This is a genomic window from Arthrobacter sp. SIMBA_036 (assembly GCF_046535135.1).
Taxonomy (GTDB): Bacteria; Actinomycetota; Actinomycetes; order Actinomycetales; family Micrococcaceae; genus Arthrobacter.
Map to the genome: position 1 here is coordinate 100266 of NZ_JAWRXG010000005.1, position 15388 is coordinate 115653.

The 15388-nt window shown below is 60.7% G+C and carries 19 protein-coding genes; 7 read left to right on the forward strand and 12 right to left on the reverse strand.

Annotated elements, in window-relative coordinates; translation table 11 throughout:
* Nucleotides 1-5: 5 nt before the first annotated feature.
* Nucleotides 6-1304, reverse strand: a complete 1299-nt coding sequence (locus SB659_RS08565; RefSeq protein WP_284975814.1) for an ABC transporter substrate-binding protein — start codon at nt 1302-1304, stop codon at nt 6-8.
* Nucleotides 1305-1554: 250 nt separating this feature from the next.
* Here SB659_RS08565 and SB659_RS08570 point away from each other — a divergent pair, with 250 nt between their 5' ends.
* Complete coding sequence (locus SB659_RS08570; RefSeq protein WP_284979278.1) at nt 1555-1956, forward strand: multiprotein-bridging factor 1 family protein; 402 nt, start codon at nt 1555-1557, stop codon at nt 1954-1956.
* A 111-nt stretch (nt 1957-2067) separates the two neighbouring features.
* Here the strand turns inward: SB659_RS08570 and SB659_RS08575 are convergent, their stop codons facing one another.
* Nucleotides 2068-2844: an SDR family NAD(P)-dependent oxidoreductase gene (locus SB659_RS08575; protein WP_410550121.1), complete on the reverse strand. Its 777-nt coding sequence runs from the start codon at nt 2842-2844 to the stop codon at nt 2068-2070.
* Nucleotides 2845-3024: 180 nt separating this feature from the next.
* Between SB659_RS08575 and SB659_RS08580 the strand changes: the two genes are divergently transcribed.
* The 4 genes from SB659_RS08580 to SB659_RS08595 all read left to right on the forward strand — a co-directional run bounded on the left by SB659_RS08580 (nt 3025) and on the right by SB659_RS08595 (nt 7166).
* Nucleotides 3025-4362 carry an MFS transporter gene (locus tag SB659_RS08580; RefSeq protein WP_410550122.1) on the forward strand — a complete coding sequence of 446 codons (1338 nt, stop codon included), beginning with the start codon at nt 3025-3027 and terminating at the stop codon, nt 4360-4362.
* 74 nt (nt 4363-4436) lie between these two features.
* Nucleotides 4437-5345: a transketolase gene (locus SB659_RS08585; RefSeq protein WP_410550123.1), complete on the forward strand. Its 909-nt coding sequence runs from the start codon at nt 4437-4439 to the stop codon at nt 5343-5345.
* On the forward strand, nt 5342-6373 hold the full coding sequence (locus SB659_RS08590; protein WP_410550124.1) for a transketolase family protein: 1032 nt from the start codon (nt 5342-5344) through the stop codon (nt 6371-6373). The genes SB659_RS08585 and SB659_RS08590 overlap by 4 nt, the downstream gene beginning before the upstream one ends.
* A 133-nt stretch (nt 6374-6506) precedes the next feature.
* Entirely contained in the window at nt 6507-7166 is a 660-nt protein-coding gene (locus SB659_RS08595) for a GntR family transcriptional regulator (protein WP_410550125.1), read from the forward strand.
* A 6-nt stretch (nt 7167-7172) separates the two neighbouring features.
* On the opposite strand, the gene SB659_RS08600 is transcribed toward SB659_RS08595, so the two are convergent.
* From SB659_RS08600 to SB659_RS08625, 6 genes are all read right to left on the reverse strand, one after another.
* On the reverse strand, nt 7173-7784 hold the full coding sequence (locus SB659_RS08600; protein WP_410550126.1) for a hypothetical protein: 612 nt from the start codon (nt 7782-7784) through the stop codon (nt 7173-7175).
* The gene (locus SB659_RS08605) at nt 7781-8425 is read right to left on the reverse strand and encodes a DUF6286 domain-containing protein (RefSeq protein ID WP_410550127.1); all 645 of its coding nucleotides are present in this window, start codon (nt 8423-8425) and stop codon (nt 7781-7783) included. The genes SB659_RS08600 and SB659_RS08605 overlap by 4 nt, the downstream gene beginning before the upstream one ends.
* Entirely contained in the window at nt 8422-8802 is a 381-nt protein-coding gene (locus tag SB659_RS08610; protein WP_284975821.1) for a hypothetical protein, read from the reverse strand. The genes SB659_RS08605 and SB659_RS08610 overlap by 4 nt, the downstream gene beginning before the upstream one ends.
* Nucleotides 8799-8990, reverse strand: a complete 192-nt coding sequence (locus SB659_RS08615; RefSeq protein ID WP_284975822.1) for a DUF2273 domain-containing protein — start codon at nt 8988-8990, stop codon at nt 8799-8801. The genes SB659_RS08610 and SB659_RS08615 overlap by 4 nt, the downstream gene beginning before the upstream one ends.
* Entirely contained in the window at nt 8987-9433 is a 447-nt protein-coding gene (locus SB659_RS08620) for an Asp23/Gls24 family envelope stress response protein (RefSeq protein WP_284975823.1), read from the reverse strand. Before SB659_RS08620 ends, SB659_RS08615 begins: the two co-directional genes overlap by 4 nt.
* 130 nt (nt 9434-9563) lie before the next feature.
* Nucleotides 9564-9884: a hypothetical protein gene (locus SB659_RS08625; RefSeq protein WP_410550239.1), complete on the reverse strand. Its 321-nt coding sequence runs from the start codon at nt 9882-9884 to the stop codon at nt 9564-9566.
* On the opposite strand from SB659_RS08625, the gene SB659_RS08630 reads away from it, so the two are divergent.
* Both SB659_RS08630 and SB659_RS08635 read left to right on the forward strand, forming a co-directional pair.
* Entirely contained in the window at nt 9835-10257 is a 423-nt protein-coding gene (locus tag SB659_RS08630; protein WP_410550128.1) for a DUF6318 family protein, read from the forward strand. The two genes, SB659_RS08625 and SB659_RS08630, sit on opposite strands and share 50 nt — an antisense overlap.
* Complete coding sequence (locus SB659_RS08635; RefSeq protein ID WP_410550129.1) at nt 10254-11198, forward strand: hypothetical protein; 945 nt, start codon at nt 10254-10256, stop codon at nt 11196-11198. Before SB659_RS08630 ends, SB659_RS08635 begins: the two co-directional genes overlap by 4 nt.
* A gap of 56 nt (nt 11199-11254) precedes the next feature.
* Here the strand turns inward: SB659_RS08635 and SB659_RS08640 are convergent, their stop codons facing one another.
* The 4 genes from SB659_RS08640 to SB659_RS08655 are packed head-to-tail and all read right to left on the reverse strand — an operon-like array spanning nt 11255 to nt 15234.
* The gene (locus SB659_RS08640; protein WP_410550130.1) at nt 11255-12106 is read right to left on the reverse strand and encodes a sugar phosphate isomerase/epimerase family protein; all 852 of its coding nucleotides are present in this window, start codon (nt 12104-12106) and stop codon (nt 11255-11257) included.
* A gap of 2 nt (nt 12107-12108) precedes the next feature.
* On the reverse strand, nt 12109-12945 hold the full coding sequence (locus SB659_RS08645; protein ID WP_410550131.1) for a carbohydrate ABC transporter permease: 837 nt from the start codon (nt 12943-12945) through the stop codon (nt 12109-12111).
* A complete protein-coding gene (locus tag SB659_RS08650; protein ID WP_410550132.1) occupies nt 12939-13904 on the reverse strand; it encodes a carbohydrate ABC transporter permease in 966 nt (321 codons plus the stop codon). Before SB659_RS08650 ends, SB659_RS08645 begins: the two co-directional genes overlap by 7 nt.
* A 7-nt stretch (nt 13905-13911) precedes the next feature.
* The gene (locus tag SB659_RS08655) at nt 13912-15234 is read right to left on the reverse strand and encodes an ABC transporter substrate-binding protein (RefSeq protein ID WP_410550133.1); all 1323 of its coding nucleotides are present in this window, start codon (nt 15232-15234) and stop codon (nt 13912-13914) included.
* Between the last annotated feature and the right edge of the window lie 154 nt (nt 15235-15388).

The window sequence follows — 15388 nt, forward strand, 5'->3', positions numbered from 1 at the left end:
GATGGTTACTTTGCTCCGGCCGACTCAATTGCCTTCTGCATGTCGGAGATAGCCGTATCCACGGACTTCTCTCCCTTGAGGGCTGCGTAAGCGTTGTCCTGGACAGCCTTGGTCACTGCGGGGTAGAACGGCGTCACAGGACGCGGAACCGCGTTCTGGATAGACGTCTTCAGAACCGGCAGGTATGGCAACTTGGCCACGAGGGCCTGGTCGTCGTACAGCTTAGTCAGAACCGGGGCGAGCGAACCCTGCGTTGCGTAGAAGCGCTGGGTCTCTTCACTGGTGATGAACTTGAGGAAGTCCGAGACGGTGGCCTTGTTCTTGGAGTAGACACTCATGGCGACGTTGTGGCCGCCCAGTGATGAGGCGCCCGGTCCGCTCTTACCCGGAAGCGGTGCCATCTTGAACGTGTCTTTCACAGTGGACGAACCGTCAGTCTTCGCGAGGTTGTAAACGTAGGGCCAGTTGCGGAGGAAGAGGAGCTTTCCGTCTTCGAATGCCTGGCGACCCTGCTCTTCCTGGTACGTGATGGCTTCGGTGGGGATGTTGCCATCCTTGTAAGCCTGGACCAGGTTGTTGAGTCCGGCCTTGGCCTGATCCGTGTTCACGGCTGCCTTACCCGAATCGTCTACGATCTTGCCGCCGGCCGAGTTGATGGCTTCAGCAGCGTTGACGGTCAGGCCTTCGTATTTCTGGAACTGACCGGCGTAGCAACCGATGTTGTGGGCCTTCGCGATGGAGCACATGCTCATCATCTCGTCCCACGTCTTCGGTGGAGTGGGAACGAGGTCACTGCGGTAGTAGAGGATACCGCCGTCGGAGCTCTGCGGTGCTGCGTAAAGAGTGCCGTTGTACGTGGCGCTCTTGATCGTTGCATCAAGCATGCCATCCGTGGGAATGGACGTCTTGTCCTTGAGCGGCTGCAGCCACCCCTTGGCAGCGAATTCCGCCGTCCAGACGACGTCGACGCTCATGACGTCGTAGTTCGGGTTCTTGGCCTGGAAGTTCTGCACCAGGTCGTCGTGCTGTTGGTCGGCCTGGTCCGACTGCTCCTTGAACGTCACCTTCTCATTCGGGTGCGCCGCGTTCCACTTGTCGATGAGCGGGCGGACCACGTTGCTGTTGTCCTTGCCTTGAACATAAGTAATCGGACCGCGGCCATCGAGGTTGTTGGCCGCATCACCGGAAAGGCCGCCCCCCGAACTGGCGCTGCCGCCGCCCCCGCCTCCACCGCCGCAGGCGGTCAGGGACATGGCGAGGACTCCGGCGATCGCAGCCGGGAGCAGTAACTTCTTGGATTTCATGCTGGGAACTCCTCAGTGAGTGAACCAGTAGTTTTCCGCAGTGCGGTTGATGTGGTGAGCCTCACATTAGCTACGGATCTCCCGAAAATGCAAGCGCTTACACGCAACTTAACCACATTGATACCAAGTAACCTGCCCGTTAGACCTGAGTGAACACGCGGTCCATCTGGACGCTGGTGCGGGGCAGCCTTGAACGGCGACCCCAGCTTAGATTTGGTTACCGTGTATTGCCTATGGAAAAGTGGGCACTGTGGACGAACTTGAAGCACTGCAGACCATAGGCCGCCTGATCAAAGAAGAACGCCTTGCGCAAGGGCTGAGCCAAGTGCAGCTTGCAAAGCAGGCAGGTACTGCTATAAAGACCGTCCGAACGCTGGAATCGGGAACACGCCGAACGCAGGAGATCAACCAGCGCAAGGTTGAACATGCCCTAGGTTGGCGTCCCGGCTCTGTGGCCGATGTGCTGCGGGGTAAATCTTCCTTTGCCCCCGACATGATCACGCCCGATGACATGCGCTCAGGCGATGAAGCGCGTCCTGGACCTGCCCGGTCGGCAGTTCCTTCGGGGCCGGTCGCCAGGGCATCGCACCTTTCGGACGAGGAGCTCGTGGCTGAACTTACCTACAGGATGATGCACCGCAACAGGGGCTAGCCAAGGACCTGCTGAGTCGCCAGGCCGAGTCGCCAGGCCGAGTCGCCAGGCCGAGTCGCCAGGCCGAGTCGCCAGGCTGAGTCGCCAGGCTGAGTCGCCAGGCCGAGGGCGTTAGTGCAGGTGGCTGCCGCCGTTGATGTCGATGGTGGTGCCGGTCAAGTAGGCCGAGGCCTCGGAGGAGAGGAAAGTGATCACCGATGCAACTTCCTCCGTGGTGGCGTTTCGGCCCAGCGGGATGCCGGCGTTAATGGCGGCTTCCTGCTCGTCAGTGCTGCCCACGCGGATGTTCGTATCCACCGCGCCAGGGGTGATGGCATTAACCGTCACTCCAGTGGCGCCCAGTTCCCGGGCCAGGGCCTTGGTGAAGCCCAGGATCGCTGCTTTCGCCGCCGAGTAGGGGACCTTGCCGAAGACGCCGCCACCACGTTGGGCGGACACCGAGGACATGTTGACGATCCGGCCCCACCCGTTCTCGATCATGCCCGGCAGGAACGCCTTGGTTACCAAGTAGGTGCCGGTGGCATTGACGTCCATGACCTTGTGCCAGAGCTCCAAGGTGGTCTCCAGGAATGGGAGCGGAGAGGTGATCCCGGCGATGTTGGCCAGGGCGCCCACGGGAGGGAGGTTGCCTGCCGCCACCTCCGCGGCTACGGCCGCCTGTGCGGCAATGACGGAGGCCTCATTGGCAACGTCAACCTCATGGCCGAACGCGGGAACATTGAACTCGTTGCCGATCTCGGCGGCGATCTTCGCGGACTTCTCGCCGTCGAGGTCCAATATGACGACGCCCCAACCTTCGCTGGCGTAGCGGCGGGCGGTTGTCATGCCGATACCGCGGTCCGAGGTTGCTCCGGTCAGGACGGCGGTGCGCTGGATGGTGTGGCTCATGATGCTCCTTGAGAAGAGGTGATGGGGATCACTGTAAGTGGATTGGCTGTCAACAGTCAACACTTTAGGTTGACTGTTGACAATGAAGCATGACGCAGGTCACTATTGTCGTGTCAGAGTGTTAACGGTCGACAGCGCGGGAGCTTGTGCTTCATCGCTCACCGAAAGGGACAAAACTCCATGAGCAATGAAGCTCTGAAAATGCGCGGCCACGTCCACGGAACCAAGGACGCTACCCGCGTCGCTATCGGCTCCGGCGTGGGCGCAGTCATTGAGACGTACGACTTCATCGGTTTCGGCACCGCTGCCGCGCTGTACTTCGGAACCGCGTTCTTCCCCGGAAGCGATCCGGTCACAGGGACCCTCGCGTCCTTTGCCACCTTGGGTGTTGGCTTCGCTGCCCGGCCACTGGGCGGAATTATTGGTGGCCACCTCGGCGACAAAGTAGGCCGGAAGCCGGTGTTGGTTACTTCACTGATCCTGATGGGGTTGGCAACCTTCGCCATTGGCCTGCTCCCCACCTATGCCATGGTTGGACTCTTGGCACCGGCACTGCTCGTCTTCGTGCGCATCGTGCAGGGCCTGGCCTTCGGCGCGGAATGGGGCGGCGCCATCCTGATGAGCTACGAGCACGCTCCGTGGAAGAACAAGGGAAAATACACGGGAATCGTCCAGGCCGGATTCCCCGTGGGCCTGTTGCTGGCCAACCTCACCTTTTTGGCAAGCAGCAACCTTGGCGGCCAGCTCGCTTGGCGGGTTCCCTTCCTGGCAAGCATCGTGCTGGTGGCGGTTGGCCTCATCATCCGGTCCAAGGTCCCCGAGTCCCCTGTCTTCGATGAGGTCAAGGACAGCGGGGCCATCGTGAAGTCCCCGGTCATCGAAGTGATCAAGACCGACTGGCGCAACATCGTGAAAGGCATTGGCCTCCGCATAGCTGAGACGGCCGGCTACGCCGTGTCCATCACGTACATGATCTCCTATCTCAACAGCCAACATCTGGCGGATAAGACACAGACACTGGTTGCCCTCTGCATCGCCTCGGCCATCGGAATCTTTGCTACCCAAGCGTGGGCCAGGCTAACGGACCACATCGGCCGCCGTCCCGTCTACGTCTGGTCATGCGCTTTTGCCGTCCTGTTCGCCGTTCCCATGTTCCTGCTGGTGAACACCGGGCTGTTCTTCTTCGTCATCGCCACCGTCGTGATCTCCTACGCCGTGTGCCAGAACTCCCTCGCCGGGGCCCAAGGCGCCTGGTTCCCGGAGCTCTTCCAAGCTAAAACCCGTTCGTCCGGCGCCAGCCTGGCGTACCAGATTTCAGCGATGGTGTCCGGCTTCACGCCCTTCATCACCACATTGCTTTTTGTCAGCTTCGGTTGGATGGGTCCGGCCCTGCTCTTCGGCTTGTTTGCAGCCATCGGCCTCTGGGCCGCCGTCGCAACCCGAGAAACCTGGGGCAAGCGGGAACGCGAACTGGCTGACCAGATCACCAAGACCACCCCGACCCGCGTCGACGCTTAACAACGCCGCTACGCACCACCCCCGGACTCACCGCGACTTACGCGGCAGGGCCGCCACCTTTGAAAGGGAGAATCGTGGTTCTCACCAAGGAAGCACAAACGCAAGAAACCAACCCCGACGCCGGTGAAACCTCGGCACAACGTGTTGAACGAGTATCGGCAGCGGCCTACCGGATTCGGCACCATGCACTGAACATGGGCGAGGTCCAAGGGCAAGGCTATGTTGGACAGGCGTTGGGCGCAGCCGACATGCTCGCTACCGTATATGGAGACCAGCTCCGGTTCCGCGCGGATGATCCGCACTGGGAATCCCGCGACCGATTCCTACTCTCCACCGGGCACTACGCTATCGGCCATTATGCGGCACTGGCCGAGGCCGGCATCATCCCGGTCCAGGAACTGGAAACGTACGGGTCCGACGATTCCCGGCTCCCGATGTCGGGCATGTCCACGTACACCCCGGGCATGGAAATCTCCGGCGGCTCCCTGGGCCATGGCTTGACCATCGCCGTCGGCATGGCTCTGGGACTGCGTTACCAAGGCTCCAAGGCCCGGGTGTTCAACTTCCTCTCCGACGGCGAGCTCGACGAGGGCTCCACATGGGAGGCCGCCATGGGTGCGCACCATCATCAGCTGGGCAATCTCACCGCCATGGTGGACATCAACGCATTGCAGGCCGACGGCAAGACGGACACCGTATTGCGCACAGAGCCCGTCACGGAGAAGTGGGAGTCGTTCGGCTGGTACACCCAGCGAGTGGATGGTAACGACGTCGGCGCGCTGCTGGCTGCCTTCGACAACGCAGCTTCCCAGGCTGCCGCCGTCGGACGCCCGTCCGTGATCCTGTGCGATACCAAGGTGGGCAGCGGCGTACCGCTGCTGGAAAACAGGGAAAAGGCGCACTTTATGCGCATCGAAGAAAACGAATGGCAGATCTGCCGTGAACAGCTCACTGCCGGCTACCAAGGAAAGGCTTCAGCATGAGCTCCACCACCGAGGCTCCGGACACGACGGCCGCCACTGCGACAGCCGCCAAGCCGAAACTGAAGACGTCGGCCATGATTGCATCGTTCGCCGACCCGGGCCAGAAAACGTCAAACGCACCGTTCGGGCACGCCCTGGTCAAGGCCGCCCAGGAGAACGACAAGATCGTTGGCCTGACCGCTGACCTTGGCAAGTACACGGACATGCACATCTTCGCCAAAGCCTTCCCGGAGCGGTTCTTCCAGATGGGCATGGCCGAGCAGTTGCTCTTCGGCGCAGCCGCCGGTTTGGCCGAGAGCGGCCTGATCCCCTTCGCGTCCACTTACTCAGTGTTCGCTGCCCGTCGCGCCTACGATTTTCTCTGCCTGGATGCGGCAGAGCCGAATCTCAACGTGAACATCGTTGGCGGCCTGCCCGGACTGACCACCGGCTACGGCCCCAGCCACCAGGCCACCGAGGACATGGCGATCTTCCGCGGCATGCCCAACCTGACCATCGTTGACCCTTGCGACTCTGTGGACATCGAGCAGGCCGTGCCGCAGCTCGCCGCCTCAGACGGGCCCACCTACCTGCGCCTGCTGCGCGGCAACGTGCCCACCGTCTTGGATGAATACGACTACACCTTTGAGCTCGGCAAGGCCAAGGTTTTGCGCGGCGGTAACGACGTCGTGTTCATTTCCTCGGGGCTCATGACCATGCGGGCGCTGCAAGCGGCGAAGGCTCTGGCAGCGCACAACGTGGACGTTGCCGTTGTGCACACTCCCACGATCAAGCCGTTCGACGCCGAAACCGTCCTCAGGGAGATTAATACGGATCGATTGAGCGTGACCCTCGAAAACCACTCCGTGGTCGGCGGCCTGTTCGAAACCGTGGCGTCCGCCGTCGTCACCGCAGGTGTGGGCAAGCGCGTGGTGCCTATTGCACTGCCGGATCAATTCCTCGACGCCGGGGCCCTGCCCACTTTGCATGACCGCTACGGCTTGGCCGTCGACCGTATCGTGGCTAAGGTTCTCGCCGAACTGGGCTAGGCCCTCGATTCGAACTAGGCACTCGACTCAGGAAGCACGGCATTGGCCCAAGGCCACTGCCGTGCTTTTTGCCGTAGGATCGGAACCACTACCGACTGTAAACAGTTGACTTATGACAGTGAGGACAGAAGCCATGGCTGGACTGACCGCGCCGCTACTCGGACTGGAAAAGAAGAGCCTGCGTGAACAAGCACTGTCAGCTCTACGAACCGCGATCACCAGCGGTGAACTTGAGCCGGGGCGCCATCTCGTGGAAACCGAACTGTCAGAGATGCTTCAAATCAGCCGGGGAACCCTGCGGGAAGCCCTGCGCCAGCTTGAGCAGGAGGGACTGCTTTCGGCAGGGCCGCGTGGACGGCTTTCCGTCCGGCATCTGGACGAAAAGGAGATCCGGGACATTTTCGCGGTGAGGGCCGCCTTGGAATCACTGGCTGCCAGAACCCTGTGCGAAATCCCGGACCGTGCGCAGCTGATTCAATCCCTGCATCAGACGATCGACGTGATGAAGGCGGCGCAGGACGCGTCCTTGGAGAAGCGAGTGGAGTCCGACATGGAATTCCACCGCACTCTTTGCCGTCTCACTGGAAACGAGACGCTCCTGCACTCGTGGGAGTCCTTGGAAGGGTCGATCCGCATGTCCATCATGTTCGGTGGCCTGGAAAAGGGCGTCAAAAACATGAGCGTGAACCGGCACCGAGAAATCGTCGCTGCGATCGAAACCGGCGACGCATCACTGGCCCGGAAGACCATCCACGAACATATGGACGCTGCCGCCACTACCTTGGTGTCCTGAGAACGGTCAGCGAACCCGCTCGGCTCGCGTGAACTTGGCACGTGCACCCGAGACTATGTGTAGCAGCACCGGGGTTTTCTTTCCGATCACAAGATCCAACGCTTCCAGAAGTTGCGAAACTTCGGTGGCCAAGAGGTGGGGCGCCACCCCCTGCCTCGGCTGGATGCGGACCCGTAGCCCCGGCTGGCCCTTGAACTCGTACGTGGCTACCGATGCCCCCGCCAGATCCGGTCGGTCAGCGAGGGCAGCCCTTAGCGCCTGCTCAGCGACGCCCCCACCGATGGTGACTAAGCCTTCGACGTCGCCGTCGTCCTCCCCCGACACGAGGAAGTTTGCCTTGCCTTTACCTTGCTGCGAGAGCCAGGCAATCATGGCAACGATGATCGCGATTACCACCAGGGCAGCGACTATCCACAGCCAGCTCTCCTGACGGCCGGGCAGGCGTGTCTGCTCGAAGGCACCCTCCGCCGATCCCCATACACCGGCCGACCAACCGTGCCACCAGGACGCGAAGGAAGGGACGGAAGCCAGCAAAACCAGCAGCACCCCGATAGCCAGGAATACGGCGCCAATAATAAAGAGAAGAACCCGATTCAGTGCACGCGGTGTACCGTTCATGCGCCAATTACCCCCGACGTGGCCAAATTGACCCGGACATCCGGCATGGGCACCGGAGACATCTCTTCAAGTTCGGCACGGACGGCCGCCAGCACCGTTTCCTCGCTCACCGCGCTACCGGAGGTGGGCCGTACATTAACGACGACGAGCTGCCGCGAGACCACCACCATCACTTGTTCGCGGGTAACGTTTGCTGCGGTCCGGGCACGACGGGCGAGCGCCGAAGCCAAGACCTCGTCGTCAATTACGACGGCGGCACGCCGGTCCCGGAGCAGGTGCCGCGCCCGCCGGCCAGGCAGGAGGGCTTGAAGCAGGAAGAAGACCCCCACCATGGCAACAACCGCTCCGCCGGCCCCCAGCAGCAACGGCGAGATCCCGTCTGGAAGGGCGATAATCCGCTCCGCGGCGGTGCCGAAATCGATCAGCCAAGGTGGCTGGCCAATCGCCCGGACGCCTGCTTCAAGCAGTACGTACGCACAAACAATCATGACCAACACGGCGGCTATTCCTGCCGCGGCAGCCCGGGAAGAATGCATCTCACGGCGCAGGATATGCCTCATCGCGGGGTCTTCACCGGCCACTGGGCTGGCGCCGGACTCCTGCACCACCTTCAATGGCTCTGTTACCTGATCCTGTGTCATTGAACGCGACCTCCTTCCCTGACCTCTGCACCGCTGATCCTGATATCCACACGGCTAAGCCGCGAGCCACTCAGGAGGGATACACGGTTCAGGATCACCGCCTTCGCTGCCACGGCGCGGTCCCAGATGGAACCGCCCAAGCTCTCCACGGCTTGTGGATGTCGTTGGACGTCGATCAGGGCCGGAATACTGATGGGTGCCACGATGGACAAAGCCAGCAAGCCGCCGTCGTCCGCCCAATCAGCGCGGATGGCGCTGGCGGTTACGCCTAAAGCCTCGGCGGCAGCGGCCTTGGCCAACGATGTCAAAGCCTGGGTACTGATCCGGTTATGGCCGGCCAGGCTGGTGGTGGAGTCCACAGCCTCAGCCACCTTCATGACGAAGAGCGCCGGCCCGTAATGGCGTCAAGGACGCTTCGGAGATCGAGCTTTCCATCTGCCGCACGGCCAAACAGCGCGCCGATTGCCATGAAAAGGAGCGAAACGAGGAAACCCCAGAGCCCAAAAGAGAGGGACATGAACGCCACGAAAGCACCGATGCCTATGCCGACTACCGTCATGCTCATTGCAGGACCTCCCTTTCAACTACCACTGTCTTGGCGCCGACGGGCTTGGGCGGCGGGGCCACGAAAACATCGGTGATCTCGATGTTGACCTCGATCACCTGGAGACCCACGAGTTCCTCGACTGCCCTGTATACGGCGGCTCGGACTTGGTTTGCTACACCGTGGAGGGGATGGCCGTACGTGGCGACCAACGTGATGTCCACTGCCACCTGTGTCTCGCCGACCTCCGCACGGACGCCTGCGGAGTGGTCCGAACTACCCACGGCATCACGGATGGCGCCGAGTGCCCGGGAGGGACCGGAACCCAAGGAGTACACGCCGGGAATTGCGCGGGCGGCGATACCCGCGACTTTGGCCACAGCCGCCTCGGAGATGATGGTGCGTCCGGTTCCGGTGGCATCGCCGCCGGGTACGGGCTCGAGCTGCACATTCTGGTCTTCCATGGAGCACTCCCCTTCTCGTCAGTACCACCCTAGCGTCTAGGTCCGACACTGTGTGGCGGAAAGTTATCCACATCCCCCACTGAGTAGTTGGGACGTGGTTGCGGGGCCAGCCTAGACTCGCAGCACGCAATCAAACAGCCGCTGGGGAGCCTGTCATGCCACCACGTTCATTCGCTTTCTCTAGGACGTTTCGCGGGCAGGTGACGCTAGGCCTGCTTCTGGTTTTGTTCCTGTCAGGTTGCGAGGGTCCGTCGACACCCAGCACCCCACCGTCAACACCCTCGACGACGGCGTCGCCCACCTTATCTGGATCGGCTTCCCCGCCTGCGGGCCCTTCGACGGCTGCGGCGTACAAGCCGGCCGATGCGAAGGGGAAGGCCCAGAACGTTCCCGTCCCCGTGATGCCGGAGCTGGCGAAGGAGAACTCGAAGGCCGGGTTGGAGGCGTTCATACGGTACTGGTATTCCGCTTTCTCCTTTGCGACAGAGAGCGGAGACTTAGGCCCCTGGTCCGCGGTCACCGACACCTCAAATGCTGTAGCGGCTGCCTACCAGAAGGCTATCGAACGCAACTACAGCCAAGGGAGGTGGATGGTTGGAGGCCAAGTAACCACGCCAGTTATCGATGTCCACTGGAAAGCGGGGTCGAACGTCCAAGAAGCCAGCGTCCAAGTAGTCCAGACTGAGACCCACTACCTCAACGGTGACGGGAGCGAAGGTACAAACCCCACTCCGGAGTCGAATATCGCGGAAGCAGTCTTCGTCAGATTCATCGACGGCTCGTGGCGGGTTACTGACAACGGAATAATTGTCGGCCAGAAATGAAGACCCTGCGCACTTGGTTAATTGTCCTGCTCATCGCTTTCCCTTTTGCACCTGAGGGTGCCGCACGTGCGGCGAACGACGACGGCGGACAAATCACCGTAGGTCGGGGAGAAACTGCCCTCAGAGTCGGCGGCACTTTCAAATTCGACCCCGAGACAGGCGAGTCGAGTCCAAGTCCGGGGACGTCGCCGGGGGCGGAGGATCCGAATCAGTACATGGCCGATGTCCACTGTCGCTCAGGCGGGTCGGACACCCCGGACAAAGGCTGCCTCACCCTCGACTGCCCGCCAAAAACACCTGGCGGCCAGGAGGGCACACCAGTGATCTGGCGGCAAGCTCCGAAATCGATCACCAACCCCGTATGGACCGACTTCCCGGCGGTCAGTGGACCTACCTGCCTCTACGACCCCCAACCAGAAAACGTCCTGGCCAACATCGCAGCCCGCATCCTCACCGACTTCCGCCAACTACCCGTCAACCCAGGAACCCTCCAAACCCAACCCGCCCCCAACACCCTCAAAGGCGGACCCACCAACTTCTACACCACCACCACCGGCGAACAGACCTTCAACCTCACCATCCTCGGCCAAAACGTCCACCTCACCGCCACCCCCACCAGCTACACCTACACCTACGGCGACGGCACCACCCTCGGACCAACCCCCACCCCAGGCCAACCCCTCCCCCAAACCCAATGGCTCACCACCAACACCCGCACCAGCCACACTTACACCCAAACCGGCAACTACCAAACCACCCTCATCACCACCTTCACCGGAACCTACACCGTCAACAACGGACCCCCACTACCCATCAGCGGAACCCTCGACATCACCACACCACCCACCACCATCCACGTCTGGAAAACCCAAAAAACACTCGTCGCAGACACCTGCCAACAAAACCCCAACTCCTGGGGCTGCCCCGGAGCAACCCAGTGACAGCAAACAGTGACAGCAAACGGTGCCAACGAGCTCATGTTCGGGATCGGTCTCGATCAGTCGCAGCTAAGTCTTTCGACGCTGGCGCGGACGGCCTCCAGGCACTTGGCTACTGCAGCTCGTGGTTCCAAGGCATAGGAGCCGTCACCGAATAGTTCGAACGTCATGGCACCCGAATAGCCCAGCCGCGCAAGGTGCGCCAGAATCTCGTCGAGGTCGAGAAATCCGTCGCCCCACGCCAAGTGACCTGTAGGGGCGCCATCGATCAAATGCACGTGACGGACCTTGTTGCCGAAGACGTCAACGTAGTCCTCGACGCTCTCATTCGCGGCCGCCACCGCCACCGTGTCCACCACCACGCCGAGACCCGGCGACCCGACGTCGTCGAGCATCCGGCTTAGCGTGGACACGTCCGTGACAAGGTTAGACTCCACCCGTTGGAGGGGTTCAAGCACACAGGTGACTCCGAGCTCTGACGCCCTCACTGTGATGGCTCGAAGACTGGCCACCGCTCTTTCCCACGCCACGTCGATTGCTTCTTCCTCGTACCCACGCCCAGATGTAAGGAACAGGAGGGGAGACTCAAGCTCACTGGATATCTCGGCAGCCCGCAGGAACAATTGGACACTCGTATCACGAAGCCATTGCTCGCCCGAGGCAATGTTCACGGGGTAGGCAACCTGCTCCGGAGTGAGGCAGGCCGTCACAAGTCCGCGTTCCCTGAGTAGCCTTTTCACCTTCCGAACGTCCGATGAGGCTGCCTCTGGAATGTGCAGGTGCGGGGCCACGCCCCACAGTTCCATCGTGGTCAGGCCGAGTGCTGCCATGTCATCGAGGCAACGCTCGAGTGTGTGATGTTGGTACGCGAAGTTCGAACCACTGACTTGGCGGAGTGCGAGGGTAACCACGGCTACTTCCCAACGCCGTCGGCAAGCCCTCGGATGAAGTATCTCTGCCCGGCAAAGAAGAGAACGATCACTGGCAACGCAGCGATCACCATGCCGGCGAATACCACTGGATAGTCAGTGCCGTGCTTCGACATGAGGTTGGTGAGACCCACCGGAAGGGTCTGTGACGCGCCACCGCTGGTGAACACCATAGCGAACAAATACTCGTTCCACGTGAACAGGATGTTCAGCAAGACTGTGGAAACCAGGATCGGCTTACACATTGGAAGGATAACCTGCCAAAAAGCCCTCGCCTTGGACGCCCCGTCAACCGCGGCCGCCTCATCCACTTCTGCGGGCAGATCCATCATGTACGCACGAATCAAGAATGTCGTGAATGGTACGCGGAAGGCAGTGTAAAGAATCAGGAGCGCCCACAGATTGTTGTACAGCCCAAGCGCCTGGAACATCTTTACCAACGGGATCAATGCAACGGTAGGTGCAAGCATCAGCCCACCCAGAATAAGCACCAAAACCGTCCTGCTTAAGGGAATGCTTACGCGGGTCAAACCATACGCTGCCCAGGCGCTGATGAAGACCGTTGCGACCGTCGAAACCACAGTGACGATCACACTGGTGGTGAGATAGCCACCCACCCCTCGGTTCCACGCCGTCACGTAGTTATCCCATTTCCAAGCCACAGGAAGCGCGAACGGATTCGTAAAGAGTTCAGCGTTCGATTTCACACCGTTCAGCACCATCCAAAGCAAGGGATAGATAACGACGACGGCGAGCGCCACCAGGAACGCCCGGACGAGGACTCGTCCAAGAACAAGCAGCACAGAGGTCCGTGTCACCATTGGACCCTCCTGCGTGCCGAGAAACGAAGCTGAATAACAGCCAGCGCCAGCGTGATGACAAAGACGGCAGTGGCGACGGCGGCAGCGTAGCCAAAGTCGTTCCGGACGAAGCCGTTTCTGTAGAGCCACGTACCGAGGACCTGACTCGAATTATTCGGGCCTCCACTGGTCATCACCATGACCTCGTTGAACACTTGGAATGCTCCCGATACGGTGACAATCATCATAAGCCCCGTCATTTCCCTGACGAGAGGCAGGGAAATGGAGAAGAACCGCTGAACCGGACCAACGCCGTCGATCGATGCTGCTTCATACAGTTCCGTGGGGATCCGTTGCAGGGCGACAGAGAACAGCAGGGTGCAGTACCCGAATCCCTGCCATTGACTCATGGCGATAATGGCGAAGATCGCAGTGTTTTCCTGTCCCAACCACGACTGGGTGACATTGCCCAAGCCCACCAAATCCAACGCGGCATTCAGGATGCCCATCTCGGGCTCGTAGATGAAATAGAACAACAGCCCGGCCACCGTCAGCGATATTGCGGAGGGTACGAAGTACGTTGCCCGGAGGATTCCACGCCAGCGCTGGCTGCGCAATCCTTCGATCAGGGCAGCCAGGAGCAAGGAACCGAAAACCTGAAAGACGATGGAGATGACGGCGTAGAGGGCATTGTTCACCAGCGCTTTCCAGAAAATCGGATCGTGGAACATTCGGACATAGTTGTCCGCTCCGACGAAGGTTTGGCGTCCGCTGTAAATGTCCCACTTAAGGAAACTGAAACCAAGGTTCTGGACCAAAGGCAGGTAGGCGAAGGCACCCAGCAAAAGGCATGCGGGCAGAACCCAGATCAGATTGCGCCAGCGGCCCCGACGTACAGACTTCCGCGGTCGCTCTGGAGCCACTTCATCGGAAACCGGTGGTGGCGCCGAAGGCTTCCATGCAGTGTTGGATAAAGTCATGGCACTCCTACTTTGCGGAGGCAGAGGCGGCCCGGACCGAGGCAAGAACCTGGTCAGGACTTTGGGTTCCTGCGACCAAGGCTTCGCCGCCGGCCAGCCAGGCATCGGCCACTGCCGGCACGGTTACCGAGTCAAGCCACGTGATGGCTGCAGTTGCCTCGTTCACTTGCTTGATGCCCTCGATGACCGGACCCGACGAGTTCGCTTGCGAGACCGCACCCTTGACGGCGCTGGGCTGTCCGTACGGCGGCGCTGAGAGCTTGGCAGCGTTTTCCTTGTTGGTGACAAACTTCATGAAGTCCGCGGCAAGGGCCGCGTTCTTGGACCGGGCATTAATGATGTAACCCTCGGGAGAACCTTCGATCGCCTTGGGATCGCCCTTCGCGTCGGCGGCTGCGGGCAGCTTGAAAATCCCGAGTCCGTCCTGCTTCAGCTTGGAGTCCTTGGAAGCTGTGCTGTCGAACTCCAGGATCTCCTGGTAGTACATGCCGGATTTCCCCTCAGCCAGCGCTTGCTGGGCTGTCGTGTACAGGACTCCATTGGAGTCCTTGCCGCTGCCGGTGCAGGCAGTGATCAGGGTCTTGAACTCACCCATGGCCTTCAAATAGCCCGCGTCCTCGAGTTTCGCTGTCGCAGGACTGAAATCGGCCTGCAGCGTTTCTGAGGGGACTTCGTAGGCGAAAAGTTGCTGCAGGTAATGAAGTGCTGGCCAGCCGTCCTTGTTCCCGAACGAGATGGGCTCGTAACCGGCCTTCTTGAGTACCGAACAGGATGAGATGAGTTGGTCAAAGTTCGACGGCGGCGTCAACCCAAGCTCCTTGAAGATCCGTTCGTTGTAGCCCATGAATTTGCCGTTGTTATACAGCGGAACGGCGTAATACTTTCCGTCTTTGGAGAACGCCTTGAGCGCTGACTCACCGAACTGGTTCCCCCATTCCGTGCCGGGAGCAATTGCGGGTGTGAGGTCGGCTGCGAGTCCGCCGTCGATGAAATCATTGGCCCAGCTGCCCGCCCATGTGAAATAGATGTCTGGCATCGCCTGGGAGGCAGTCAAGGTCTTGGTCTTGTCCTTGATGCTCTGGTCGGTCTCTTGGATGAGATCAAAGGAAACGTCAGGGTGAAGCTTCTTGTAGTCCGCTGCCAAATCCTTGAAGTAGGGCTCCAATGGATCCCCACCGAACTTGGTGAGGATGCTGAGCGTGCCCGAGTACTGGGGCTGAGCGTTGGGATCCAAGGCTGCGGCCGGTTGACTTCCGCCGTCGGCGCAGCCGGTCAGGGCTAACGCGGCACCGGCCAGCAAGGCCATCATCGATTGGGTGCTTTTACGCATTACTTCTACTTTCGTTCGGTAGCCGTTTAGCCGCGTTCCACGTTGTGGAGGAAGTCATGCCCGGCGTTGGGATGCTGTGGGGCTTCACGGAAAGGGAAGGGTTTGGAACGTGTGATACCGGTACCACAGTGAATCATGATTTACTGCGCCGGGG